Origin of the sequence: Trichloromonas sp., from assembly GCF_034006665.1 — a bacterium.
Classification (GTDB): Bacteria; Desulfobacterota; Desulfuromonadia; order Desulfuromonadales; family Trichloromonadaceae; genus Trichloromonas.
In genome coordinates, this window is record NZ_JAVESI010000002.1 from 26,314 (window position 1) to 51,446 (window position 25,133).

The window sequence follows — 25,133 nt, forward strand, 5'->3', positions numbered from 1 at the left end:
GGGGCAACTCCGTTCTTGTCATCCCTTCCCTCCTCATGTAGAATCGCCATTTTAATCATCATGTTCAGGCAAGGAAGTGTGCGCAATGAACGAACAGATTACCGTGGCCGGCCGGCCGGAGCTGGAAGCTTTCATCCGCGAGCGGATCGCTGCGAACGGGGGGATCCCCTTCGCCGAGTTTATGGGCCACTGTCTGTATCATCCCGACTACGGCTATTACATGGCCCCCCGCGACCGCATCGGCAAGGGCGGAGATTTTTTCACCTCGACCAGTGTTCATTCCGCCTTCGGTCGGCTGATCTGCCGGCAGTTGGAGGAGATGTGGCGGTTGCTCGGCAAGGGGCCATTCACCATCGCCGAGCAGGGGGCGGGGGAGGGACATCTGTGTCTCGACATTCTCGACGCGGCCGCCGCCGAACATCCGGAATTTTATCAGGCCTTGCAGTACGCTCTGGTCGAGATCAGCCCTGACCACCAGCGTCGGCAGAAGGTTCTGCTCGCCAATCATGAGGCCCGTCTGCGCTGGTGCGCGCTGGATGAACTGGCGGGGATGGAAGGCTGCTTTCTTACCAACGAGCTGGTCGACGCCTTCCCCGTGCATCTGGTGGAGCAGCGGGACGGTCGCCTGCAAGAAGTCTTCGTTATTGACCGGGACGGTACTTTTGCCGAGGAGTTGCGCGCTCTGTCCACGCCCGAAATCGAGGCGCATCTCGCCGGGTTGGGGGTGACCCTGATCGAGGGGCAGCGCACCGAAGTCAATCTCGAAGCGCCGCGCTGGATGGCCCGGGTCGGTTCCATTCTCAAGCGCGGCTTTGTCATCACCATCGATTACGGCTATCCGGCGGCGGATCGCTACGCCCCCTGGCGCCAGAGCGGCACCCTGATGTGCTACTATCGCCATACCTCCAACGAAAATCCCTACCAGGGGGTCGGCAATCAGGATATCACCGCCCATATCGATTTCACCACCCTGGAACGGGTGGGGAAAGAGCAGGGGCTGACGCCGCTCTTTTTTGGCGAACAGTGCCGCTTTCTCATCGGTCTCGGCTTTGTCGACGTGCTGGTCGAGATGGAGGCGCACGCCGCCGATGAAAAGCAGGCGCGGGTTTTGCGCCTGACCTTGAAAAATCTCATCATGCCCGACGGTGGCATGGGCGATACGTTCAAGGTTCTGGTGCAGGGCAAGGGCGTGGGCGAGCCGAAACTGCTGTGCGCGCGCAGTCTGGCGGAGGTGCCGCTGCCGCCGATGGCGATGTTCTAGGCGTCGGGCCGATGAAAAACGCCCATCTGCGGCGTTGCCCTCATCCTCGTCGCTGCGACGTACCTTTCGGTACGTCGCACTCCGCGGATTTCACGCGTCTTGCATCTGGACATTTTTGATCAGCCCGGATATCGAGCGAGTGTTCCGAAGAGTTTTTTTCCAAGCGCCCCGTCAGGGGATTTTCCCAGTGATTTAAGACCAGAGGAGAATTTCGATGAAACAGAAAGTGCAAGAGGCTTTGAACCTGGTACGTCCTGCTCTGCAGGCCGATGGCGGTGATGTGGAACTGATTGACGTGACCGAGGACGGGATCGTCAAGGTCCGTCTGAAAGGCGCCTGCGGCTCCTGCCCGATGTCGACCATGACCTTGAAAATGGGGATCGAGCGTACCTTGAAAGAGAAGGTGCCCGGCGTCAAGGAAGTGGTTCAGGCCTGATTTATTGCCCGGAAAATTGATGATGCACCACGAAAAGGAGCCGGCAGGGCTCCTTTTCGCGTTTTGGTCCGGCTCATCGGGAAAAATTTCTCTCCCCTTTCCAAACCTTTTTTTCCTCAGGTAACATGATTAAGGTAAATTTAGTCTCGTGCAGAAACTAATGAGTTTTTACCTTCGGGCATAGCTAACCGAATGACGGGGGGCGGGCGAAATGACCAGCCGAAAAAGTAAAGTGGAGCCGGGAACACTGTCGCATTACCTACTGGCGGTCAAGGACGGAACGCGCCGTTTTGAGAACGCCTTTCAGGGCGTAGCCCGGATGATCCTGGAAAAACCTATCGAAAAGGTCGTGGTCAACGGCAAGACCACCTACGATTTCCAGATTTTTCGCGAGGGGCGCAAGCATGTCATCGACAACGACATCGCCCGCAAGTTCACCGCCTAGTCCCCGTCGCCGCAACCCGTCCGCGCGCGGCGGGGGTTGCATCCCACCCCCGCCGCGCGTACAATCCTCCTGTTTTGCCTTTATTCTTTCTCCTTTGTCCTCTACCCTGGGAGTTCCTCCATGTCCCTGCTCGACGGCACCCACGGCAATCTCATCGGCTATCTGCTCTGGATCTTCGGTTTCACCGGCTCGCACCGCTTCTATTACGGGCGGCCGATTTCCGGCACCATCTACTTCTTTACCTTTGGCCTGTTCCTCATCGGCTGGATCGTCGATCTGTTCCTCATTCCCGGCATGGCCGACAAAGCAGAAAGCCGCTACAGCCAGGGGTGCTACGACTACAACCTGGCCTGGCTGCTGCTCACCTACCTCGGCCTCTTCGGCGTCCATCGCATGTACATCGGCAAGTGGATCACCGGGCTGCTCTATCTCGTCTCCGGCGGTCTGCTCGGCATCGGCTACATCTACGATTACTGGACCTGGAACGAGCAGGTGGCGGAAGCCAACCGGAGTTGACGGTGGCCGAGGATTTCGAGGCATTGGAGCCTGTCGAGCTGCCCATCGACGGCATCCTTGACCTGCATACCTTTCAGCCCCGCGAAGTCAGTACGCTCATCCCCGACTATCTCGCCGTCTGCCGGGACAAGGGCATTTTCGACGTGCGCATCATTCACGGCAAGGGGCACGGGATCCTGCAGCGGCGGGTGCATGCCATCCTCGGTCGTCTGCCCGAGGTCGTGGATTTTCGCCTGGCGGACGGTTCCGGAGGCGGTTGGGGAGCGACCCTGGTTCGGCTCAAGCAGGGCGGGGAGGGGGAAGGGCGGCCATGAGTGTTTTTATCAGGGATTACCCGATACGTTTCTACGAAGTTGACCAGCGTGCCCGGCTACGGCCGGTGACCCTGCTCGATTTCTTTCAGGATGCCGCTGGCGGCCACACCATCGAACTCGGCATCGCCGTCGCCGACCTGCGTGAGCGCAACCTGACCTGGGTGCTGTCACGCACCCACGTGCGTTTTCTCTACTATCCCCGCGCTGGAGCCGTGGTGCGGGTGCGCACCTGGCCCTCGGGACGCGAGGGGCTCTTCGCCCTGCGCGATTTCGAGGTTCGCGACGAGCGGGACCGGCTGGTGGCGCAGGCGACCACCTCCTGGGCGGTGGTCGATCTCGCCAGCGGCCGCCCGGTACGGCTGGACAAGGTGCTTCCCGACTATCCGGTGCGGGCGGAGCGGGCGCTGGCGAGCGTCTTTCCCACCCTGCCGAAAGTGGAGAGCAGCGAGGTCGAACTGGAATTTCGCGTGCGCCGGGGCGATCTCGACATCAACCAACACGTCAACAACACCGTCTATCCGGTCTGGGCGCTGGAAGCGATCCCCGCCGCGATCGATGAAAACTGCCGCCTGGTCGAACTCGAAATCGCCTACCGTGCCCCCGTCGCTTATGGGGAAAGCATCCTCTCCCGCCTACAAACCCTCCCCGAAAGCGACCGCCCGACCTTCCTCCATCAACTCGTCGGCACCGCTGACGGCCGGGAGTTGACCCGGTTGCGTTCGGCGTGGGAACGGCGGGGGTAGGGGTAGGGCTGAGAAAACGGAATAAAACCCATGAGCGAAGCCTCCAAATCCATTCACGAATTCGACTTCGAACTGATCTGCGAGTACTTTTCCAGCCTGGAACGGCAAGGGCCGGGCAGCCCTGAAGTTACGATCAAGGCCTTGAGTTTTATCGACCATCTGACCGACGAATCCCGCATCGCCGACATCGGTTGCGGCACTGGTGGTCAGACCCGGGTCTTGGCCGCCCATGCGCCGGGGCGGATCACCGGGATCGACCTCTTTCCTACCTTCATCGAACTCTTTAACAGCCAGGCGAAAAGGGCGAATCTTCAGGATCGAGTCACCGGTATCGTCGGTTCGATGGAGAACCTGCCGTTTCGGGATGAAGAACTGGACCTGATCTGGTCGGAAGGGGCGATCTACAATATCGGCTTCGAGCGCGGTTTGAATGAATGGCGCCGGTTTCTGAAAACCGGGGGCTATATCGCCGTTTCCGAGGCCTCGTGGTTCACCGAAGAGCGCCCCGCCGAAATCGACGCCTTCTGGCAGGAGGCTTATCCGGGCATCGATACGATCCCGAACAAGGTCGCGCAAGTGCAGAAAGCCGGCTATCTCCCGGTCGCCATGTTCATCCTGCCGGAAAACTGTTGGACGGAACACTTTTATGCCCCGCAAGTTGCGGCTCGGGAAAAATTCTTGAAAAAACACGCCGGCAACAAAACCGCCGAGGAATTCATCGCCAACGAGCGGCATGAGGCGGAATTGTATGGAAAATACAAGGATTTTTATGGGTATGTTTTTTATGTCGGGAAGAAGGTTTGAGCCGGTGGTTGAGCAAGGACAGGGGCGGAATTTGCGAGCCGGGAATGCAGGAGGCTGATCTTCCAGGGTGGTGTCGCCGTGCAAGTCGCGTCCCCCTGAGGTTAGCGAGCTTTACGAAAATATCAGGGCTGCGGGTTAATTTTCCGAAGAAACAATGACCAGGATTTCCAGTAATCCTCACCGCCGACATCATAGGTGTCGTTGTGGTCGGCGCCGGGGATGATGTACCAGTCTTTCGGTTCGTTGGCGGCGTCGAAGAGCTGACGGGCCATGGACTTGGGGACGATGTTGTCGCGGTCTCCTTGAAAAATCAGCAACGGCACTCGGATTCGTCCGATCTTGGCCAGGTTGTCGTAACGGACGTCGAGCAGCCAGCCAAGGGCGAAATAGAGAATCGGGTTGTGGTGGCGGCCCATGGCGGCGATGGACGTGAAGGGGGTTTCTAGAATCAACCCGGCTGGCGGCGTTTCCAGGGCCAGCTGCACGGCGACCGCCGCTCCCAGCGAGCGGCCGAAATAGACGATGCGCTGCGGGGACCAGCCCCGGGCCTGCAGCCAAATCAAGGCGCCCCGGGCGTCGCTGTAGGTTCCCTCCTCGCCGGCCTTACCGGCGCTGCTGCCGTAGCCGCGGTAGTCGAAAATGAAAACATTGAGGCCGAGACGGTGCAAAAGGCGCAGGTTGTCGAGCCGGTGAGAGATGTTGCCGGCGTTTCCGTGAAAAAAGAGGATCAGCGGCTGCTCGGCTTCGCCGGGAAGAAACCAGCCATGCAGGGCCGTGCCGTCGGCGGCTGGAAAGTGAACATCTTCGTATGCCAGATCGTAGAGAGCGGGAGTGGCCACCAGCGGTCGATCGGGAAAGAAGATGAAATGGTGTTCCATGGCGCTTTCGCTTCCGGGGACAAGGGCCAAATAGACGATGACCAGAAACAGGAATAGCGGCAATTTTCGGCGATAACCCATGACATTTCCTGAATTTCCTGGCTGGCACTTAAAGGATTAAATTTGGGGGGTGTGCCTAGTATTTGTTGTTTTGGGACGCCTCCCACCCCTGCATGTGTTTTACGATGCTGTCTGCTCCCTTCCGGGAGGCAGGCTGCTTCGCGCCACGCAGCCGTGCAGTTTGCTGATCGGTTTCCTGGGTGCTGAGCAGGTCTTTCTGGTATCCCTTCAGAACGAGCATCAGCGAACCCCCAAGTCTTTCAGCAGGCGCAGATATTCTTTCTGGCCCTCGTACACCATAATGGAAATAAAAATGATAAACGGCGCAAAATTCTCCCGGTTCCCCGCCTTCACCGCATCCAGATACTCGGCGCGCAGAATCGGCGGAATAACGGTTATGGGATAACCGGACTGCATCAGGGAAAGGTTCATCAACAGCCGGGCGGCGCGGCCATTGCCGTCAACGAAGGGGTGGATATTGACCAGTCGGGCATGGAGCAGCGCCGCCACCTCCACCGGGTGGTAAAGCTCATGCAGAGCCTGGATGCCGCCGACGAAGCGTTTCATCAGGGTCTTGATGCGCGAAGGGGGGGGGAAGGCGGTATCGGCTCCGGTGACAATGATTCGCACCGTTCGATATCTGCCGGCGTTCTGTTCGTCTATCCGATGGTAAAACAGGCGATGCAGAGCAAGAATATCCGCCTCGCCGATGGTTTCCCCGCCAGCCAGACGGTGCAGCAGATCATAGGCTTCACTGTGTCCGGTCGCTTCGTAATGGTCGCGCAACGGTTTGCCGCCGATGGTGATGCCGTCTTCGAGTACCACCTTGGTTTCCGTTTCGGTCAGACTGTTCCCCTCCAGCGCATTACTGCTCCAGGTCAGGCCGATCCGGTAATATTCCCGGAGCTGGCGGATCTCATCGGCTGATAACGGGCGGCATCCCCTGATTTTCTGCTGGAGTTTGTCGCAATCGGCGATGCGGTTGGTAAATTTCATGGCATACCTCGCCCTGATGTCATCGGTGTATTGAATTTTCCTGCTGACAATCCCCGTTGCCCCTTGCGCTTCTGCCTTTCTGCCTTTCCCTTGTCAGGCGGATAGGGCGGCACGATGAAGCTCCGCTGCGGTGGCCACGGCATCACGGAGCCCGTCGTAGGTAATTGGTGGTCCATGGAGTGCTCGGAGCGACTTAAGGGTGATGCTGTGCTGACTTCTGGTGCGGGCATCCAGCACCGCCGTTGGGACAACATAGAACTCCCACTGATTAACGTCGAGCGGGTCTAGAGTGGCTTGGACCTGATGGGCGAGAAGGCTGAACACATAGACCTCGGCTTGTCGGCATTTGACGCCACTTTGCCGATTGGTTCCAGAATCCCATGCATGCGTCTTGGGATAATTGAACGAGATGGTTGAAAAGCGATTTTGGTGCCAACTCTGGATGTAGGCCGCCGACTTGACCTCTATCGAGATGCCCCGGGGATCGAGCAGGTCATAGGCCGCCCACTCGTCTCGTACATCGTTGGCCGCGCCGATCGCTTTGGCGATGATGTATTCAGCCAAGCGACCTCGGGTCGCATTGCTCACCACATCGGAAGCGCTCCAACGCCAGAAGCCAAGCAGGTCGAACCCTATATCTTTACCTGAGGAGTGGAAGCGCTCTGAACCTTCGCGTTTCACTTTCGGGATGCGCTCTAATTCTGGCAACTTGATTCTCCTGGGAGTTGGGCGATGGCCAGTTTCAGGCCAAGATCTGAAAAGACTTTGAGGATTGTGTCGAAGCCGGGAGTGCGCTCGCCTAAAACACTTTGTATAGGCGATTACGGTTGCCGGTGAACCGTGGGGCTGGCGACCAGAATTAATGCAATTTTTCTATGTTTTTTACTAATCATCAAGGCCAAAATGTTGTGATAATCTCTCGATTGTAAAACTGCTGGTCAAACGACAGGCCGTATGCTGAAGGGCAAAAAACCCTTTTTCCCAATATGCCTCACTCTTAGGTACGGCCTTTAACCAATCTACTCGGACTAAGTATTCTGAAAGAACAGGATCTTCTGAATTTTTATTCATTTGCGGAGCCTGCAAGGGCATTTTCAAAATTGGGATTTGGTTCCCCTCATGGATTACTGTGAACTCGCTCACTGGTACAGCCGCTTCCTTAACAACTCCGACACCAACGTATCCGGTTGCTGGGATGTTCACAAAAACACGAGATCCCGGAAAGAGTAATTTCAAAGTTTGGCTATACCATTTACCCTGCCCACCAGATATGAAACCATACTTTCGGCAATCTTCCCAATTTCTGTACTCACATTCACCAAGGCTTATGTAAAAGTCGCGACCATTCCAAGGCTCGCCGCCCTTTTTTGCCTTTGATTGTGATACCTTGCGTTCTGCATCTTTAGGGTCGATTAACCATGTACGTGCAAGATAGTCTCTTCCGTCGTCGCGGTAAAATCTGAAGAACACAGCATTGACTGGAACGCCGTAGTTTTCTGATAAGTAATTTATAATTCGTTCAGTGCTTAAATCGAGTTCTGATGCGACTACTATTAATTCGTGGCTATTATTGATTTGTTCAGGAAGGCTTAGTCCAAAGGTGTCATCGAAGGCCTCCTCTAGTTTCCTTCCAGAATTTTTGTCTGAAAATATATTGGCGATTTCTTCATAGGAAAGAGTTTCAACCCATGAGGCATAGTCGAGTAATTGGGCGACAACTTCCCGAGGGGTGCGGGATCTTTTCAGCTCAATCACAACAAGATCGCCTGAGGCTGTCATGGCCAACATATCAATGAACTTGCCATAGGACGTAGCTATTTGACGGCCGACAAGCATCAACCCCCCGGCCAAAATTGATAAATCCTTCTCCAGTGCATTTTCGAGTACACATTCAGCATCTAATGTCGATATAGCCAGCTTTTTTGGGCTATCACCAAGTCGCCAGAGACCTATTTCAACGGGCATGTTATTTCCTTTTTATAAATTGTGCGGCCAATGAGGCTGGAGTTGCTAAAGGATTGATTTACTTCGCCCTCCTTACAAAAAACAAAACCGCCGGTCGGCATGATGCCGACCGCGGCGGTTAACTGGTTTTTTTCTCCGGTCACTTCTCATCTTCCCTCGCAAATCCATCACAACGAGCCCCGCCAATCTAACGCGGCGGGCATCGCACGTCAAGTTGTGGAAAATACCCGCTGAATCAACTGAAGCCGAATCCTGCCAGGTTTCTTTGCCTCCCGCGCCGCCAGGATGTTATAAACGTCAACGAGAGGCCGGTTCATCATTTTGGACGAGGAGGGGAGGGGCGACACTCCAGCCGGCGTTACCGTTTTCAGTCCGTTATTCATTCGAGGAGGAACGCACCCATGAAAATTACCTTTCAAGGCGCCGCCGGGACGGTGACCGGTTCACAGCATCTGATCGAGGTGAACGGCAAGAAGATTCTGCTTGACTGCGGACTTTTTCAGGGCAAGCGCAAAGAATCCTTCGAGCTGAACCGCAGCGGCATGTGTCGGGGGGAGGAGATTGACGCGCTGGTTCTTTCCCATGCTCACATCGATCATTCGGGCCGCATTCCTTGCCTGGTTCGTAACGGCTTTACCGGCGACATCTTCTGCACCTCGGCGACCCGCGACCTGTGCGCGGTGATGCTCATGGACAGCGCCTTCATCCAGGAAAAGGATGTCGAATACGTCAACCGCCGGCGGGCGAAAAAGGGGCAGCGTCTCTTCGAGCCGCTCTACACCCGGGCCGACGCCTCGCGCAGCCTGGAGCAGTTCGTCGGTCTCAACTATCAGCGGCCGCACGAGCTTTTCCCCGGTATCCGCCTGACCCTGGTCGATGCCGGGCACATGCTCGGCAGCGCCCACGTCATTCTCGACATCGACGACCGCGATACGGGCAAGAGCCGGCGCCTCGTCTTTAGTGGCGATATCGGCCGTCCAGACATCCCCATCATCCGCGATCCCCAGCCGCTCGTCGAGGGGGCCGACCTCCTCATCATGGAGAGCACCTACGGCGACCGCTTGCATCCCCCTTATCCCGATTCGGAAAAGGAACTGGAGCGCATCGTTACCGAGACGGTGAACCGCGGCGGGTCGCTGCTGATCCCGGCCTTTGCCGTGGGGCGCACCCAGCAACTGGTCTATGCCCTGCACCGGCTGCACAGCGACGGAGCCATCCCCGATCTGCCGATTTTCGTCGACAGTCCCCTGGGAATTGCCACCACCGATGTCTTCCGCATGCATCCTGAGGTGTTTGACGCCGAAATTCGCGAGTTTCTTCTTTCCGACGACGATAATGATCCTTTTGGTTTCGGCCGCCTCCAGTACACCCGCACGGTGGAGGAATCAAAATCCTTGAACGGCCTGAAGGTTCCGGCGATCATCATCAGTTCCAGCGGCATGCTTGAAGGGGGGCGGATTCTTCACCATCTGCGCAATCGCATCGGCAACCCGCGCACCACTATCCTCATGACCAGTTGGCAGGCGCCCAATACCCTCGGTCGGAAACTGGTGGAGAAACAAAGTCCGGTGCGGATTTTCGGTGAGGAGTTTGAGGTGCGAGCCCGGGTCGAGGTGCTCAGCGGGTTCTCCGGTCATGCCGACCGGGAGGGCCTGGTGGATTTCGTGCGGGTGATGGAGAAGAGGCCGGAGCGCACCTTCATCGTCCACGGTGAAGCAGAATCTGCGGCAAATCTGGCAAAGACGTTGCGCGAGGAGCTGGGGCTCAAGGGGATTGAGATACCGGAATCGGGGCAATCCTTCACCCTGTAAAAGCGATCTGTCCGACGAAAGCAACGGGGAGAAGCCGATTGGCCGCCTCCCCGTTGCTTTTTTGTTTTCTGCCGGAGAAATTGAAATTTGCCTCAGCCGAGGGGGAGGCTCATATAAAAGGTACAGCCTCCTCCCGGCGCGTTCTCGACCCAGGCTTTGCCGCCGTGTTCCCGAGCGATTTCCCGGACCAGAGCCAGACCCAGGCCGGTGCCGCCGACGGCGCTGGTGGCGCGGAAAAAGCGCTGGAATATTCTTTCGTGCAGCGCCGGGTCGAGCCCTTCGCCCTGATCCTGCACCCAGAGCAACATGTTTTCGCTGTCGAGACGGGCGCCGAGGGTAATCGGCGAATCGTCGGCCGTATATTTGACGGCGTTGTTCAACAGATTTTCCAGGGCGCGATAAAGATGGGCCTCGTTTCCTTGAAGGGGAGGGAGGTTCTGTGAGCAGTCGAGCTGAAAATTTCGTTGCGGATGGAGCGATGCGAACCGGTCATAGAGTCGGGTCAGCAGGGAATGAACCGAAAGCGCGGTCCGGTTACGCAGGTCGAAACCGGCTTGCAGACGTTGCAAGTCAAGGAGGTTTTCCACCAGTTCCTTCAGCCGCTCTCCTTCCTGGCGAATGATATCGAGATAGTCGAGTTGAAGCGCCCGGGAGACTTCGTTCCCCTGCATGAATTCGGTAAAGCCGAGGATCGCCGTCAGGGGGGAGCGCATTTCATGGCTGACCGAAGCGAGCAGTTCATCCTTGAGGCGCTCCATGCGCTGCCACTCGGTGATGTCGACGGCGACGGCGAGGATTTCGTCGGGACCACCGTCGGCGTGGCTTAAGGGGACGTAGGACATCCGGAAGCTGTGCTCGCCGTCAGGCAGGGGGATGCGGCATTCCGCTGTGCGCAGTTGGCCGCTTTCCCGGGCCGCCAGCAGGTGCGGGTAAAGCTGGCTGCTGATGTCCTCGGGGAAGAAGTGGCGGCAGTCGCGGCCGATGATCTGTTCTTCGGGCTGCCCGAAAAAGTGGGCGCAGCTTTCATTGGCGAAACGGATGCACAGGTTTTCGTCGTAAAGGGCGAAGGGGAGGGGAATCTGGTTGAGTGCCAGGCGGAAGCGTTCTTCGCCGAAGCGCAGGGCGGCGGCAGAGAGTTCCCGTTCTCGGAGCAGCCGCCGGTTGTCGAGCGCTTGGGTAACGGCCGCGCCGAGGCGGCCGAGGCGGTCCTTGAGCAGATAGTCAGCGGCTCCCCGGCGCATCATCTCCACCGCTTTTTCTTCCCCGATGTGCCCGGAAACGACGATCAGAGGGATGTCCAACCCCTGCTCGCCGAGAATTTCCAGGGCGCGCTCGGCGGAGAAGCCGGGCAGACGGTAGTCGGCGAGGATGATTTCGGGATGCTTTTTCAGGGCGGAGTGGTAGTCCGCTTCGCTGGTCGCCGGCAAGGGCCGGGGGTCGAGCCCCTGGCGCCGCAATTCGTGCAGCAGCAGTTCCTGGTCTTCGGTCAGGTCTTCCAGGATCAAAACAGTGATGGGTGTGGTGTTATCCATGAGGGTGCCTGCAAAGGGTTCGTGGGATTCTAGCGTGGTCGGGAAAACCACTGACTCAGGCGCAACAGCGTTCCCTGGCGGGTGGACAGTGCCTTGTGCGGGCAGAGTTCTTGACAGCAGAAGCAGCCGATGCACTTCGTGTAGTCGATACGCAGCTTGCCGCGGGTAATTTTCATGGCTTTGGGCGGGCAATGCTTGACGCAAAGGCCGCAGGCCGTGCAGCGTTGCTCTTCGACCACCGGCAGGGCGGTCAGGGCGCGGCGCAGGTGTTGCTTGAGAAAGGGTGGCAGACCGAAGTCGACATCCCCCTTTTTTGCCGGGCGGAAACGGGGGACGCGTAGCTCGGCCAAGGGATCACCCCGCAGTTCGATGTCTTCGAGGCGGCTTCCGGCGCGGCCGGTCTCCCGGGCCACCCGTTGCGGCCAGTTAAGGGTGTGCGGCAGACCCACCAGTTCGGCCGCTACCGTATCGACGGCCACCGGGTCGGCGCCGGCGATCAGGGCGCCGATGTGAACCGGATCGCCGCTACCGGGACCGTCCCCTTCCATGCCGACGATGGCGTCGACGATGGAGAGGGCTGGGCGGATCTCTTCCGCCAACTCCAGCAGCATCAGGGCGAAAAAGGCCTTGTCGGTGCCGGCCTGCAGGTGCAGGCGCGGCTTGCGCATGCCGACCACTGCCCCGAAAAGGTTCTTGACGGCGCAAGTGAAGCCCATCATCTGATGGGTTTTCAGCTTGGGCAGATTGATGATCACCTCGGCATCGAGAATGTCCCGGGCGATTTCCAGTTCCTGAAAGGTACGTCCTTGCGTTTTGACCCGCACCGATTCGTGGAAGGGGGCAAAATGGGCTCCGGTCTTCTCGACGACGGAGAGAATGCCGCAGCGGGCCGCCACCTGCCGGGGACTGCCGACGCCGGGGGAATCCCCCACCGAGACGATTCCCCCGGCCCGTTGGGCCAGAAGGATGACCCCACGTACCACTTCGGGATGGGTGGTGACCGCCTTGTTGGGGGCTTTGGCGGAAAGCAGGTTGGGCTTGATCAGCACCCGCTGCCCCGGTCGGACGAAAGCTTCCATTCCCCCCAGGGGAGCGAGAACTTCCTCCAGAGCGCGCTCCACGATGCTTCGGTCGTAGCTGGCGGCGGCTCGCAGGCTGACGGGCATCATGCGCCGATCACCTGTATGTGCAGGCGGCGGCTGCGTGGACCGTCGAACTCACAGAAGTAGACCCCCTGCCAGGTACCGAGAACCGGTGCGCCCTCTTCGACGATCAGGGTTTCGCTCGCTCCGAAGAGGCTGCTTTTGAGATGGGCGGCGCTGTTCCCCTCGGCATGGCGGTAATGGTCATCCAAAGGGACGATCTTGTTGATTTCCATGCACAGATCCGCGACCACATCGGGGTCGGCGTTTTCGTTGATGGTCACCGCCGCCGTGGTGTGGGGGGTAAAGACCAGGACCAGACCGGAGCGGATTCCGCTCTTGCGAACCGCATCACGCACCTGGGTGGTGACGTCGATCATCTCCACCGGTTGGCGGCTTCTGAGCTCAAGGGTGATCATGCGGATCTCTCGTCGAGGCGCTCGCTCAATGCCTTGAGGGTCGGTTTGTGGTAGAGCAGGGAGGTGTGGCCGATGCCCGTCAGCTCGATGTTTTCGGTCCCTTCCAGGCGGGCGTTGGTCGGGGGGAGCACAAGGGTGTCGTGGCGGCTGTAAAGGCTGGTCAGATGTACCTTGGCGGGCAGGGGCGCCTGGACCAAGCGGCGCAGCAGTTCCGAACCGGGGAGCAGGCTTTTGGCCAAGGGAGAAAGGGCGAGGGCCGCCAGTTTTGAGCCGCCATGAGGGGCGGCGAGCAGGATGCAGCGCTCGACCTTGGGCGCTCCGCCGCGCAGCTGTATGTAGTTGCGGGCGATGATGCCACCCATGGAATGGCCGACCAGATGCACCCGTTCGCATCCGGAGGCGAGGCGCAACTCATCCACCTTGATGGCGACCCGCTCGGTGAGGGATTCGATATCCTTCCAGGGGGGGAGGTTGATGGCGTGCAGGGAGGGGATGCCGAGCAGCCGCAGTCGCAGCCGGAGATAGAGCCAGCAGGCGCGGTTCTGGAAGAGGCCGTGCAGAAAGAGAATCGGCGTGCGCTGCCGGGGAATGTGCCGACGCCAGGGGGGCAGCCAGCCCCAAGGCAAAAGCAGGATGGTGACGGCAAGGCAGAGCGTCTCGCGCAGCATCAGACTTGCGGCGAAGGCGAGGGAAGCGGGCGTGAAGCGCCGCGCCATCAACTCTGGTCGGAGGTTGGCTTGTTCGTACCAGGCAAAAAGGCCGCCGGCCGTGACGAAACCGGCGATAAGGGCGATGAGGACGAGAAGGACCAGGATGACGGCCGCAAGAATGATCATGAAACCTCCCTTGGGGAGATTCGATTATGGCATGGGGGCGGCAGAAGCGTCAACGCTTATGCCAGGGCCGCCCTTGGCAGAGATCGCCGATGTCGTCGGCTTTGAGCCCACACTTGGCGCAGATCGCCATCGGCCTGGCCGAGCGGCGGTCCAGTTCTTCCATTTCGCCGGCCTGTAGCAACAGGCACAGGGAAATGCGCTCGGGGAAGGGGGGTCGGTGGTCGTTTCCGGCCATGCGGTTTCCTGCTCCTTGGGGGGCGATTTCAGCCGGTATTACGCAAACCGGCGGCGATGCCGTTGATGGTTGCGGCGAGGACGTAGTCGAGCCGTTCATTCCCTTTCCCGGCCCGTTTGCGGCGCAGCAGTTCGACCTGGATCAGGCTCATGGGGTCAACGTAAGGATTGCGCAGGCGCAACGACTGGGCGAGATCGGGATCCTTTTCGAGCAGGCGTGTCTGTCCGGTAATCTCCAGCAGCAGGCGTCGGGTGCGGAGAAATTCATCGATGAGCATGGACAGCACTTGTTCTCGCAACTCGGCGTCTTCGACCAGGCCGGCGTAGTGGCGGGCGAGGGGAATATCGACCTTGGCCAGGGCCATTTCGACGTTGCGCACCATGTCGAAAAAGATCGGGAAGCGGCGCACCATCGTCTGCAACAGCTCACGCTCGACCTCCCCCTTGGCGGCGAAGGTTTCCAGCGCGGTGCCGACCCCGAACCAGGCGGGAACCAGTAGGCGGCTTTGAATCCAGCCGAAGCCCCAGGGGATGGCGCGCAGATCGTCGAGGCTGGCCTGTTTGCCCCGGCGTGAGGGGCGCGAGCCGATCTTCGCCAGTTAGAATTCCCGGACCGGGGTGGCCTGCTCGAAATAGGGAAGGATGTCGGGATTTTCCGCGATCTTTTGCCGATAGCAGGCAAAGGCGATGCTTGAGAGCTCTTCGAGAGCGATTTCCCAGTCCGGCTCGACGGCCGCTTCCACCAGCCCGGTACGGGTCAGGGCTTCGAGGGCGGCGGCGAGCATCAGCTCAAAATTCCGTTGCGCCAAGGCGGGATCGGAATACTTGTAGTGGATCACTTCCCCCTGTTCGGTGAGCTTGAAGGAGCCGCTGAAGGCCCCTTGCGGCTGGGCGACGATAGCGCGGTGGGTGGGTCCGCCCCCGCGGCCGACGGTACCGCCCCGGCCGTGGAAGAGGCGCAGTTTGACCCCACACTCTTTGGCGACCCGGTGCAGTTCCCGATGGGCCTTGAAGATTTCCCAGGTGCTGGTGAGCATGCCGCCGTCTTTGTTTGAGTCGGAATAGCCGAGCATTACCTCCTGCAGGTGTCCCCAGGAATCGAGATAGGGGGCGTAGTCGGCCCGGCTCCAGAGGGCCCGGCAGATGGCGGGAGCGTTGCGCAGATCGTCGATCGATTCGAAGAGGGGGACCGGCATCAGCCCGGGATCGCCTCGTTCCGGACGGGCGGCAACGGCGATCCCCGCCATTTCCATCAGCCAGACCAGAGAGAGCACATCCTGCACCGCAGTGGCGCCGCTGATGATGTAAGTACGGATGGCCCGGGCCGGAAACTCCTCCTTCAACTCGGCGAGGGTGCGCAGGGTAGCGAGGAGCTGTCCGGTCTGTTCCGAGGGCGGAGCGGGCCGGGGGCCCTCTGGCTGGGCCGCGTGCGCCGCGCCGACGGCGAGTTCGGCCAGAGCCTGGGCATGAACCCGGGCATGCTGGCGGATATCGAGACTGTGCAGGTGGAAGCCGAAGGTCGCCAGTTCCCGGCGCAAGGGCTCCACCAGTTGCTGCGCCAGGCGTTCTCCGCGACAGGCACGCAGGCTGGCGTTGAGCAGGTCAAGATCCTGGGCAAAAGCATCCGCCCGGGGGTAGGCTTCGGCATCCCCGGGATTTGCGAGGGTCCGTTGCAGTCGGTGACGCATGAGGGTCAGCAGACGGCGGTTGAGTTCCCCCTCGGGCAGGCCGTCGACCTCGACCATGGCCTCGGGAAAGGTTGTCCGGTAGTTCTCCAGTGCCTCCCGCAGGGGCGCATGGATCCCTATCCGGTTGCCGGAGTTGGTGAGTAGTTGGCGCAGCTGCTCAAGCACGTCGAGGTAGTGGGAAAGGATCTTTTCCCGGGCCAGGGACAGCGCCTCACGGGTACTTTCGGGGGTGACGTAGGGATTGCCGTCGCGGTCGCCGCCGATCCACGAGCCGAAGCGCAAGAGGGTCGGCAGTTGTGCCGCTTCCAGGTCGGCAGCGAAGACCTCATTGAGATGGCGGGTGAGTTTCTCATAGAGGGAGGCGATGGGCGGGAAGAGAGAGACCGGGTAATGGTCGAGGCCCATGACGATTTCGTCGCGCACCGTCGGTTGCTTGCGGCGCACCTCGTCCGCCTGCCAGAGGGCGGTGGTTTCGGCGAGGATGGCCTGCTGGACGGCGGCGGCATCGACTTCCGAAAGGGGCAGCTGATCGAGTTTCGCCAGTTCGGCAGCAATGCGGCGCCGCTTGAACAGAACCACCCGCCGGGCGACCTCGGTGGGATGGGCGGTGAAGACCGGGACGAGCTCGATCCGGCGCAACTGGTCGAGGGTCTCTTCCAGGGTCAACCCCGCATCCTTCATGCGCTCAAGGGTGGCTTTGAAGGTTCCCGGCTTGACCGGGGCGTGGCTTACCCGATGGGCGCGACTCCGGCGGATGCGGTGCCGGGTTTCGGCCAGGTTGGTCAGTTCGAAAAAGGTCGCGAAGGCCTTGACGATGTGATGGGCCTCCGTTTCGCTCAACCCGGCGATGAGGGCGGCGGCTTCATGAAGCAGGGCCGCATCCGTCGCACCGTCGGTCTGATTGGGATCGAGGGTGTTTTCCAGCTCCCGGTGGCGGATGGAAAGGCGGCGCAGCTTCTCCTCGACGGCAAAAGTCTCTTCCCCCTGCTGTTCGCGGATGACCGTGCCGAGCAGAAAGCCGAGGGAGCGTACATCCCGGCGCAAGGGGAGATCCTTGATCTGCGGAGCGCAGGAGATCAGTTCGTCGAGGCGGCTGTTCTGGTCTGCGCTGTACCAATAGAGCTCGTCGGTCGGCATGGGGCCTCCGTGAGAAAAAGTTTTTCAGTACAGTGTAGCATCGGGGCTATCGCATGGAAGTGGGGGTCTGTAAATCCTTCCCCTTCGGAGTGGGCCGATATGCTAAGCTGCCGGGGACGAAGAAAGGAATCCCATGCGTGAACTGATTGACCGTTTCGACCGTCATCTTGCCGTGGAGCGGGGCGTTTCCGAACACACCCGGCAGGCCTACCGCCGTGATCTGCTTGCTTTTGCGGAGTTCTTCGACAGTCTCCCCGCGCTTCGGGAGGAGGGCGTCAGCGGGATTGATGCCCTGCTGCTACGTCGCTACCTGGCGCTTTTGCACAAAAGTCACAAAAAAACGAGCATCGCCCGCAAACTGTCGGCCTTACGCGGCTTCTTCCGCTTTCTGGAGCGCGAGGGGGGGCTTGCGGCCAATCCCGCCGAACTCGTTTCTACTCCGAAGCGGGAAAAATATCTGCCGACGGTTCTTTCCGTCGACGAAGCCTTCGCTCTGCTCGACGCCCCCCGCTGTTCGGATCCGCTTGGGCTGCGCGACCAGGCCATCCTCGAAACCCTCTATTCGGGAGGGCTGCGGGTCGGCGAATTGACCGGGCTCGATGTCGGCGACGTCGATCTGGCCGAGGGTCTGGTCCGGGTGCTCGGCAAGGGGAGCAAGGAACGGATCGTTCCTTTGGGGAACAAGGCCTGCCGGGCCATCTACGATTATCTGGAAACGCGGGGGACGGTTGCCTCCAGGGATGCCCTCTTTCTCAACCGGCGGGGCGGACGGCTGACGCCGCGCAGCATCCAGCGGCACCTCAAGCAACAGCTGCTCGATGCCAGGTTGCTCAAGGACGCCACCCCCCACACCCTGCGCCATTCCTTCGCTACCCATCTGCTCGACGGCGGCGCCGACTTGCGCGCCATTCAGGAACTGCTTGGCCATGAATCCCTTTCCACCACCCAGAAATACACTCAGGTCAGCGTCGCCCGGCTGATGGAAGTTTACGATAAGGCCCATCCCCGAGGCCGCAAAAAATGACTAAAAAGGTCTTTATTGTCTTGACTCCTGCCGGGGGCTTGCTAAAATCGGGTCATTCTTTAACGGATGGCATCGCAAAACCTTGTCAACTGCGGCGTTGCTGCCAGCGTCTCGCGGCTTGGACGTACGTAATTACGCCTCATTGCTTGACCATGGCGCGCCGTGCATTTGCCGCATTTTGCTTAGCCATCCACCGCGATGTTTTTACGAACGCATCTTCATTTCATCTTCAAAGGAGTCATTTCAATGAGTGTTCTGGTTGGACAAAAAGCCCCCGAGTTTACTGTCGCCGCGGTTATGGCTGACGGCAGCATCAACGAGCGTTTTGCTTTGGCTGACTACGCCGGGAAATATGTCGTGCTCTTCTTTTATCCCCTCGATTTCACCTTTGTCTGCCCTACCGAACTGATCGCTTTCAGTCGTCGCATCCAGGAATTCGAGGAGCGGGGCGTCCAAGTGATCGGTTGCTCCATCGATTCCCAGTACACCCATGTTGCCTGGCGCAATACGCCGGTCGCGGAGGGGGGTATCGGTCCGGTCGCCTATCCTCTAGTGGCCGACGTCAAGCACGAGATCTGCCGCGCCTATGACGTGGAATTTAGCGAGGCCGGCGTCGCTTTTCGCGGTTCCTTCCTGATCGATTGTGGGGGTATCGTCCGCCATCAGGTGGTCAACGATCTTCCTCTGGGGCGCAATGTCGACGAGATGTTGCGCATGATCGACGCGTTGCAATTCACCGAGAAGCACGGCGAGGTCTGCCCCGCCGGGTGGAACAAGGGAGACAAGGGGATGAAGGCGGACAAGGAGGGGGTCTCCACCTACCTGGCCGCAGAAGCCGACAACCTCTAAACTTCATGACCCTTGCGTTCTACAAAAAAAGCGACCCCTGATCGGGTCGCTTTTTTTGTGCTCGGTTTTTTCGAAAAAACGGGGGGGAGAATCCAACGGATTCTCCCCCCCGCAGGGTCAAGCTTGGTTCATGACATTAGTTCGCGGGAATGACCGTGCAACAAATGACCTCAACGCGACGATTCTGCTGGCGGCCGGCGTCGGTGTTGTTGCTGGCGATGGGCTGGCTTTCGCCGTAGCCACGCGCCACCAGTTTGTCCGCGCTGATGCCGAACTTGTTCACCAGGTACGTGCGCACGTTATCGGCGCGGCGCTGGGACAGTTCCTTGTTGTAGGCATCGGTGCCTTTGCTGTCGGTATGACCGGCGACCAGAATCTGGTTGGCCGGATACTTGTTGATGAAGTTTGCCGCTTCCTTGAGCTTGTTGTGGTACATGGGGCGGATGTCGGCTTTGTCGAAGTCGAACTCGATCTGCATGGTGAAGCTCAACGGGCAGCCTTTTTCGTCAACAACGACGCCACGGGGGGTGCCGGGGCACTTGTCGAGGTAGTCGTAAACGCCGTCGCCGTCGCTGTCAACCGGGCAGCCGTCGGCATCAACCACGACGCCTTTGGGGGTGTCGGGGCATTTGTCGAGATCGTCGGCTACGCCGTCGCCGTCGGCGTCACCCACAACTGGACAGCCATTGGCGTCAACCACGACGCCTTCGGGGGTGTCGGGGCACTTGTCGAGGTAATCGGGTACGCCGTCGCCGTCACTGTCGACCGGGCAGCCGTCGGCATCAACCACGACGCCTTTGGGGGTGTCGGGGCATTTGTCGAGATCGTCGGTCACGCCGTCGCCGTCGCTGTCGCGGGGAGCGGGGGCCGCGCTCTCGCCACCAATCTGGAAGTGCAGGCCGGCGGTGTAAAGCAGGTTGTTGTTGGTGTGGTTGCCTTCATCGACGCCCTGGTCAAAGGCGATGAAGTGGCGGGCGTCAACGCGGAAAGCCACGGTGTCGCTGACGTAGTACTTGACGCCGACACCGTAGTTGGCACCGAAGGTGTCGTCATAACGACCCTCTTCGGGGTTCAGGGAGAGGTTGCCGGCGCCGACGGCGATGTAGGGAACCAAGGCGTTGTCCGGCATGAAATGGTAGAGACCTTCCAGGCGGTAGAGCAGCCCTTCGAGTTCGGTAGCCTGGCCCTGGTTGTTACGACCGTCGAAGTCGTCGATGTAGTTGACGGCGGCTTCGAGGCTGAAGCTCTTGGTCAGGTTGTAACCGAGCGCGAGACCAAAGTTTTCGTTGTTGTCATCTTCGAAATTCTGGTCGCCTTCGAAGAGATAACCGCCGTACATCGGCGAAATCGTGAATGCACCGGCACGGTTTTCCGCCAGTGCGGTGTTGGCGGTCAGGCCGACAGCGAGCAGCCCGATCAGCATTTTGAACAAGGTGTGTTTCATTTGGTCCTCCGTACACTAAGCAGTAGAGTCTATTCTCCCGGGGTGGGAATTCGGCGAAAGCATACCAAGTTTATTAGAATTTGCAAGCAGAGAGATTTTCCTCAAAAGAAATATTTAAGCAAAATTCCCCCGCTGTCGCCGCCGGAACCGAACTCACTGCGTGGAACAAGAACCGGAACGGGGGAGGAAATCTCCCTTGGAGATGGACCCTGGTTGATGGTCCAGAAGGCTTCCAGGGAAAGATTGTCGCCCAGGGAAATGCGGGCCAGAGGGCGCAACAGAAAGGAGTTGTCCAGAAGATTCCAGATGCCGAAAGCGCCGACGGTGACCAAAGGATGGAGTTCGTGGGAGATGGAGGCGAGCAGGTAGTGGCGGCCGAGGAGGTAGCCCAGCCCCTCCTGGATCGGTGCGGTGAGGAGGATGGCCGGATAATCCTTGGGGGCTTTCGCTCCAAAGCCGTTGTGCAGATATTGCAGGGCGCACAGTGGCCCGGCGGCGAAACGGTAGTCGAACTCCAGAGCCGCCTGGACAAAGTCGTCGCGGGGATCGCCGCCGGGTTCTCCGACCTCCTTCCCATGGTAAGTGGCCAGTTCCCCTTTAATCCCCATGCCCAAAAATTGGCTGGCGAAACCGCTGCCAAGCATCTCTCGGCCGCGCAGAAGCCCGCCCAGGAAAAGCAGGTCGACGCCGGCCAGGTTGGTTTCGCCATGTACCAGGTAGGAGTTGCTCTCTTTGTGGCGGCCAAAGACCGCAACGGCGCCGATTTCCCCGCCGCGACCGATAAAGCGGCTGAGACGCAGGGCATCGATTCCCGGCCGCACATCCGTATCGAGAGCATCGGGAGGGAAGGGGGCGATGATGTCGAGGGGGGAGGTCAGAACAATACGCCCGAAACCGATGGCCTGTCGGCCGATGCTCCAGGAGAATCCCTGGAGCGAACCCGAAAGGTTGAGCCGGTCGATTTCCCTTCGCTGGCTGAACCGGCGGTTTTCTCCGCCGCGCTTTTCCAGATCGAGTCGGCGATTGCCGGCGTCCTCCGGTTCCATGTCGAGAGTGTCCGCATCGAAATAGTGCGCCTGCCCTTCAACGGCGAACTCGAACCGCCCCTCCTTACCCAGGGACCGGGCCAGATCCAGACGCAGGTTGTTGGTGGAATCGAAACCGTTCTCGGTCAATCCTGCCGGATCGCCCTCCCGGTAAAGATTCAACGATTTGGCATGGCCGCCCACTTCCCACGAGGCGATTTCTGTGGCGGGAAGCTTGTGCGGGATCAGGGCAAAGAGCAGAACCAAGGCAATCGCGAGGGGGTGCCGCCGTTTCATGTTTCGGTTTTCGGCGACTGGGGACGATCCGATTCCAGACGGCCGTCCTTGAGGCGGATGACCCGGCGGGCGAGATGGATGACCTGGGGATCGTGGGAACTGAAGATGAAGGTGGTGCCCTGCTCCTCGTTGAGACGGCGCATGAGACGCAAGAGGTCTTCGCTGGTCTGCGAATCGAGGTTGGCGGTCGGTTCGTCGGCGAGGATCACCCGGGGATCGGCGGCCATGGCCCGGGCGATGGCGACCCGCTGCTGTTGTCCGCCGGAAAGATCATTGGGGCGGCGATCCTCCAACCCGGAGAGACCGAGGGCGGCGAAGAGTTCTTCCACCCGACGGCGCCGCGCGGCTTTGGGTATTTTCTGCAGCATCAGGGTGAATTCGGCGTTTTCCGCCGCGGTGAGCACCGGCACCAGATTGTAGGACTGGAAAATAAAGCCGATGTGATGCAGACGAAAGTCGGCCATCTCCCGTGCCGTCCGGCCGCCGATTTCGCGTCCGTCGATGTGGATGGTTCCCGAGGTCGGCTGGTCGAGGCAGCCGATGAGGTTGAGCAGAGTGGTCTTGCCGCTTCCCGAGGGACCGGCGAAGACGGTGAACTCCCCGCTGGCGATCTCCAGGTCGATATCGGCCAAGGCGGTCACCTGCTGGCTGCCGAGGGGGTAGATTTTGCTGACGTTCTTCAGTTGAATCAGGGACATGACGACTCCGTCAGGCTGAAGGAGATTAGGCTGAAGGAACCCGCTCTTCAGTTAAATTTCCACTTCCCACTTCCCACTTCCCACTTCCCACCTTCATGCTTCAGCCTTCAGCCTTCGGTCTGCCTCACCTATGCCTCATCGCTTCGGCCGGGGGGACGCGGGCGGCTTTGATCGCCGGGTAGATGGAGGCGAGCAGGCAGAGGCCAACCACGTAGAGCCCCATCTGCAGCATCCAGCGTACATCCCAGGCGGCACGCAGTACCGGATCGAAGACCACGCCGCCGAATTCGAGCCCGGCCGGCAGCAGGGTGCGCAGATCGAGCCCCCGCGCCGTCAGGTACCAGGTGGCGGCACTGCCGAGCAGGGTGCCCAGGAGCATGGAAAGGAGGCCCAGAAGCAGTGCCTCGTGCCAGATCATCAGGCGCAGCCGCCCCGGCGTGGTGCCGATGGCGAGGAGCACGCCGAATTCCCGGATCCGCTCCATTACCGCCATGAGCAGGGTGTTGACCACGCCGATGGTGACGATCAGTAAAATGACGGCGAAGATGAACTTCTGGCTGGCATAGTCGAGGCGGATAGCATCGGAGAGATTGGGCATGGCGACCTCCCAGGGAACTGCCCGCACGCCGGGACGGTTATCCGCTAGAGCGGCGAGGACCGGCAACAGGCGTGATTGATCCGAGGCCCGTTCCAGAATCACCGCCAGTTCATGAATCTCGCCGGGAATTCCGGCCATGGCGGCGGCGCGTTCCCGGCCGACCATGACCATGGAAGCGTCGATCTCCTTGAGGCCGGTACGCAGCACACCGCGCACCCGCAGCAGTTCGGCGGTGAGTTCGCCGTCACGATGCTGGACGGTGACGACGAACTTGTTGCCGATCTCCAGCTTCAATTCCTTAAGTAAGCGGGCGCCGACCAGGGCGTCGCGCCCCTCGGAGTCAGTGATCCCCTCTTCTTCCGGAAGGTTCTTCCAGAAGGGGTTCACTTCGGCTTCGGCGGCGGGGTCAATGCCCATCAGCAGAATGCCCCGGCTTTCCCGGCTTGACTGGGCCAGTCCCGGCAGATAGACCCGGGGGAGGGCGGCGCGTACCCCCGGCTTTTGGGCGATGGCCGCGCTCAGCCCGGCCTCGGCGAAACTGAGTTCTTCGTCGCGGCTTTGTGCGTAGTCGCTACGATAGAGGGCGATGTGCCCTGAGCCGGCGCGCACGCCGCTGTCGACCATCTGGGCATAGACGCCGAAGGAGAGATTGTGGAAGGTTTGCAGCAGAAAGAGGCTCAGACCCAGGGCGGAGAGGGTGATCAGTGTGCGGCGGCGGTTGCGCCAGAGGTTTTTCCAGGCCAGGGAGAGAAAATTCATGCTAGTCCTCGCGCAACGCTTCGACGGGTTTGAGGCGTGCCGCCCGGCGGGCGGGAAAGTAGCCGGCGGCCAGCGCCACCAGGAGCAGGGCGGTGGCCGGAATCAGCAGGTTTTTGCCGTCGAGCGCGGCGCTCAGGCGTGGCGCCAGGGTGCCGCCGGCGTAGGTCACCGCCGACAGGTAGGGACTGAGATCAATCCCTATTCGTTGCATGTAGAGGGTCATGACGATTCCCGCCGCGACCCCGAGAATCAGGGAGATGAGGGCGAGGATCAGGGTTTCCAGAAGAACCAGGAGGCGTACCTGCCGGGGTTGCATGCCCAGGGCCATGAGGATGCCGAACTCGCGGGATCGCTCCAGCACCGACATGAAGATGGTGTTGAGGATCCCCAGTCCCGTCGCGGCATAGAGAATCGTCACCAGGATCAGTCGGGAGACGTCGTAGCTGGCGATGACTTCCTGCATTTCCGGCAACAGTTGGCCCCAGGTGCGTGTTTCCAGGTCGGCGGGCAGACCGGCTTTTAGGCTCGCGGCCTGTTCGGCAGCGGCCATCGGCTCGTCGATGGTCAGGGCCAGTTCGTGGATCTTTCCGGGCAGGACGAGGAGTCGTTGCAGCCAGGGGAGTTGCACCAGCACCAAGGCGTTGTCCCGGTTGCCGGCGCCGGTTTCGAAGATGCCGCTGACGGTGATCAGGTCATTGCCGAGGGAGCCGTCGGCGGCCTGGGTGAGAAAGACCAGATCATCCCCCGGGACGACGCCGAGCTTTTTCGCCAGCCCCGAGCCGATGAGGGCGGCGGCCTCAGTCCGTTCCGGATAGTGTCCGGCGATGAGCTGCTGGGCGAAGCTGGTGACTTCCGTTTCCCGCTCGGGGTCGATGCCGAGAAGTTCGGCAGGGCGGGTGGCGTCGCCGTGGGCGAGGAGACCAAAAGCGCGCAGCCGGGGGGAGGCACCGCGCACTCCGGGGTAAGAGCGCAATTCGTCGATCAGGGTCGGGTCGGCGACGAAATGGGCAAACATGTTCCGGTCATCCTGATAACCGGGCCGGGAAATGACCAGATGCCCGTGATACTGCTCGGTGACCGAGGCGAGCATGTCGGCGAACATGCCGGAAAAGACCCCGAGAGCCAGGATCAGCAGGGCCGAGGAGACGACCATGGCGGACAGGGTCAGGAGGGTGCGGCGGCTGTTGCGCCAGAGATTGCGGAAGGCCAGCCGCAGCAGCAT

Annotated in this window: 24 protein-coding genes and 2 pseudogenes; 10 read left to right on the top strand and 16 right to left on the bottom strand. The window is 60.2% G+C overall.

Features of this window, described 5'->3' with window-relative positions:
- Positions 1–85 precede the first annotated feature (85 nt).
- The 7 genes and pseudogenes from RBR25_RS01405 (at position 86) to RBR25_RS01435 (ending at position 4,519) form a co-directional block, all read left to right on the top strand.
- Positions 86–1,261, top strand: coding sequence for a class I SAM-dependent methyltransferase (locus RBR25_RS01405; protein WP_432817739.1), 1,176 nt, complete (start codon positions 86–88; stop codon positions 1,259–1,261).
- 214 nt (positions 1,262–1,475) lie between these two features.
- Positions 1,476–1,697, top strand: coding sequence for a NifU family protein (locus tag RBR25_RS01410; protein ID WP_432817740.1), 222 nt, complete (start codon positions 1,476–1,478; stop codon positions 1,695–1,697).
- 211 nt (positions 1,698–1,908) lie between these two features.
- Positions 1,909–2,109, top strand: a pseudogene (locus RBR25_RS01415) (hypothetical protein); the annotation flags it as partial.
- Between the two features lie 153 nt (positions 2,110–2,262).
- Positions 2,263–2,658: an NINE protein gene (locus tag RBR25_RS01420; protein ID WP_432817741.1), complete on the top strand. Its 396-nt coding sequence runs from the start codon at positions 2,263–2,265 to the stop codon at positions 2,656–2,658.
- A 2-nt stretch (positions 2,659–2,660) separates the two neighbouring features.
- On the top strand, positions 2,661–2,972 hold the full coding sequence (locus tag RBR25_RS01425) for a Smr/MutS family protein (RefSeq protein WP_432817742.1): 312 nt from the start codon (positions 2,661–2,663) through the stop codon (positions 2,970–2,972).
- Positions 2,969–3,715 carry an acyl-[acyl-carrier-protein] thioesterase gene (locus RBR25_RS01430; protein WP_432817743.1) on the top strand — a complete coding sequence of 249 codons (747 nt, stop codon included), beginning with the start codon at positions 2,969–2,971 and terminating at the stop codon, positions 3,713–3,715. Before RBR25_RS01425 ends, RBR25_RS01430 begins: the two co-directional genes overlap by 4 nt.
- Before the next feature lie 30 nt (positions 3,716–3,745).
- Complete coding sequence (locus tag RBR25_RS01435) at positions 3,746–4,519, top strand: class I SAM-dependent methyltransferase (RefSeq protein WP_432817744.1); 774 nt, start codon at positions 3,746–3,748, stop codon at positions 4,517–4,519.
- A 122-nt stretch (positions 4,520–4,641) separates the two neighbouring features.
- Here the strand turns inward: RBR25_RS01435 and RBR25_RS01440 are convergent, their stop codons facing one another.
- The 5 genes from RBR25_RS01440 to RBR25_RS01460 form a co-directional block, all read right to left on the bottom strand.
- Positions 4,642–5,478 (bottom strand): alpha/beta hydrolase, encoded by an 837-nt coding sequence (locus tag RBR25_RS01440; protein WP_432817745.1) that lies wholly within the window; start codon positions 5,476–5,478, stop codon positions 4,642–4,644.
- 55 nt (positions 5,479–5,533) lie between these two features.
- Entirely contained in the window at positions 5,534–5,698 is a 165-nt protein-coding gene (locus RBR25_RS01445; protein WP_432817746.1) for a hypothetical protein, read from the bottom strand.
- Positions 5,698–6,453 (bottom strand): Fic family protein, encoded by a 756-nt coding sequence (locus tag RBR25_RS01450; RefSeq protein ID WP_432817747.1) that lies wholly within the window; start codon positions 6,451–6,453, stop codon positions 5,698–5,700. Before RBR25_RS01450 ends, RBR25_RS01445 begins: the two co-directional genes overlap by 1 nt.
- A gap of 93 nt (positions 6,454–6,546) precedes the next feature.
- Positions 6,547–7,161, bottom strand: a complete 615-nt coding sequence (locus RBR25_RS01455) for a hypothetical protein (RefSeq protein ID WP_432817748.1) — start codon at positions 7,159–7,161, stop codon at positions 6,547–6,549.
- Positions 7,162–7,338: 177 nt separating this feature from the next.
- On the bottom strand, positions 7,339–8,418 hold the full coding sequence (locus RBR25_RS01460) for an endonuclease NucS domain-containing protein (RefSeq protein ID WP_432817749.1): 1,080 nt from the start codon (positions 8,416–8,418) through the stop codon (positions 7,339–7,341).
- 401 nt (positions 8,419–8,819) lie between these two features.
- On the opposite strand from RBR25_RS01460, the gene RBR25_RS01465 reads away from it, so the two are divergent.
- The gene (locus RBR25_RS01465; RefSeq protein ID WP_432817750.1) at positions 8,820–10,229 is read left to right on the top strand and encodes an MBL fold metallo-hydrolase RNA specificity domain-containing protein; all 1,410 of its coding nucleotides are present in this window, start codon (positions 8,820–8,822) and stop codon (positions 10,227–10,229) included.
- A 92-nt stretch (positions 10,230–10,321) separates the two neighbouring features.
- On the opposite strand, the gene RBR25_RS01470 is transcribed toward RBR25_RS01465, so the two are convergent.
- The 6 genes and pseudogenes from RBR25_RS01470 to ppc all read right to left on the bottom strand — a co-directional run bounded on the left by RBR25_RS01470 (position 10,322) and on the right by ppc (position 17,217).
- Complete coding sequence (locus RBR25_RS01470) at positions 10,322–11,761, bottom strand: ATP-binding protein (protein ID WP_432817751.1); 1,440 nt, start codon at positions 11,759–11,761, stop codon at positions 10,322–10,324.
- A 29-nt stretch (positions 11,762–11,790) separates the two neighbouring features.
- The gene (locus RBR25_RS01475; protein ID WP_432817752.1) at positions 11,791–12,930 is read right to left on the bottom strand and encodes a DUF362 domain-containing protein; all 1,140 of its coding nucleotides are present in this window, start codon (positions 12,928–12,930) and stop codon (positions 11,791–11,793) included.
- Positions 12,927–13,322 (bottom strand): secondary thiamine-phosphate synthase enzyme YjbQ, encoded by a 396-nt coding sequence (locus RBR25_RS01480; protein ID WP_432817753.1) that lies wholly within the window; start codon positions 13,320–13,322, stop codon positions 12,927–12,929. The genes RBR25_RS01475 and RBR25_RS01480 overlap by 4 nt, the downstream gene beginning before the upstream one ends.
- On the bottom strand, positions 13,319–14,158 hold the full coding sequence (locus RBR25_RS01485; RefSeq protein WP_432817754.1) for an esterase/lipase family protein: 840 nt from the start codon (positions 14,156–14,158) through the stop codon (positions 13,319–13,321). The genes RBR25_RS01480 and RBR25_RS01485 overlap by 4 nt, the downstream gene beginning before the upstream one ends.
- A 49-nt stretch (positions 14,159–14,207) precedes the next feature.
- Complete coding sequence (locus RBR25_RS01490; protein WP_432817755.1) at positions 14,208–14,393, bottom strand: hypothetical protein; 186 nt, start codon at positions 14,391–14,393, stop codon at positions 14,208–14,210.
- A gap of 28 nt (positions 14,394–14,421) precedes the next feature.
- Positions 14,422–17,217, bottom strand: a pseudogene (ppc, locus tag RBR25_RS01495) (phosphoenolpyruvate carboxylase).
- A gap of 133 nt (positions 17,218–17,350) precedes the next feature.
- Here ppc and xerC point away from each other — a divergent pair.
- Together xerC and RBR25_RS01505 are read left to right on the top strand one after the other, a co-directional pair.
- A complete protein-coding gene (gene xerC, locus RBR25_RS01500) occupies positions 17,351–18,241 on the top strand; it encodes a tyrosine recombinase XerC (protein ID WP_432817756.1) in 891 nt (296 codons plus the stop codon).
- A 246-nt stretch (positions 18,242–18,487) separates the two neighbouring features.
- Positions 18,488–19,090, top strand: a complete 603-nt coding sequence (locus RBR25_RS01505) for a peroxiredoxin (protein ID WP_432817757.1) — start codon at positions 18,488–18,490, stop codon at positions 19,088–19,090.
- Between the two features lie 136 nt (positions 19,091–19,226).
- On the opposite strand, the gene RBR25_RS01510 is transcribed toward RBR25_RS01505, so the two are convergent.
- The 5 genes from RBR25_RS01510 to RBR25_RS01530 form a co-directional block, all read right to left on the bottom strand.
- Positions 19,227–20,534 (bottom strand): outer membrane beta-barrel domain-containing protein, encoded by a 1,308-nt coding sequence (locus RBR25_RS01510; protein WP_432817758.1) that lies wholly within the window; start codon positions 20,532–20,534, stop codon positions 19,227–19,229.
- Positions 20,535–20,635: 101 nt separating this feature from the next.
- Complete coding sequence (locus tag RBR25_RS01515) at positions 20,636–21,856, bottom strand: hypothetical protein (RefSeq protein ID WP_432817759.1); 1,221 nt, start codon at positions 21,854–21,856, stop codon at positions 20,636–20,638.
- On the bottom strand, positions 21,853–22,554 hold the full coding sequence (locus RBR25_RS01520) for an ABC transporter ATP-binding protein (protein ID WP_432817760.1): 702 nt from the start codon (positions 22,552–22,554) through the stop codon (positions 21,853–21,855). The genes RBR25_RS01515 and RBR25_RS01520 overlap by 4 nt, the downstream gene beginning before the upstream one ends.
- Positions 22,555–22,678: 124 nt before the next feature.
- The gene (locus RBR25_RS01525; RefSeq protein WP_432817761.1) at positions 22,679–23,911 is read right to left on the bottom strand and encodes an ABC transporter permease; all 1,233 of its coding nucleotides are present in this window, start codon (positions 23,909–23,911) and stop codon (positions 22,679–22,681) included.
- Position 23,912: 1 nt separating this feature from the next.
- Entirely contained in the window at positions 23,913–25,133 is a 1,221-nt protein-coding gene (locus tag RBR25_RS01530; RefSeq protein WP_432817762.1) for an ABC transporter permease, read from the bottom strand.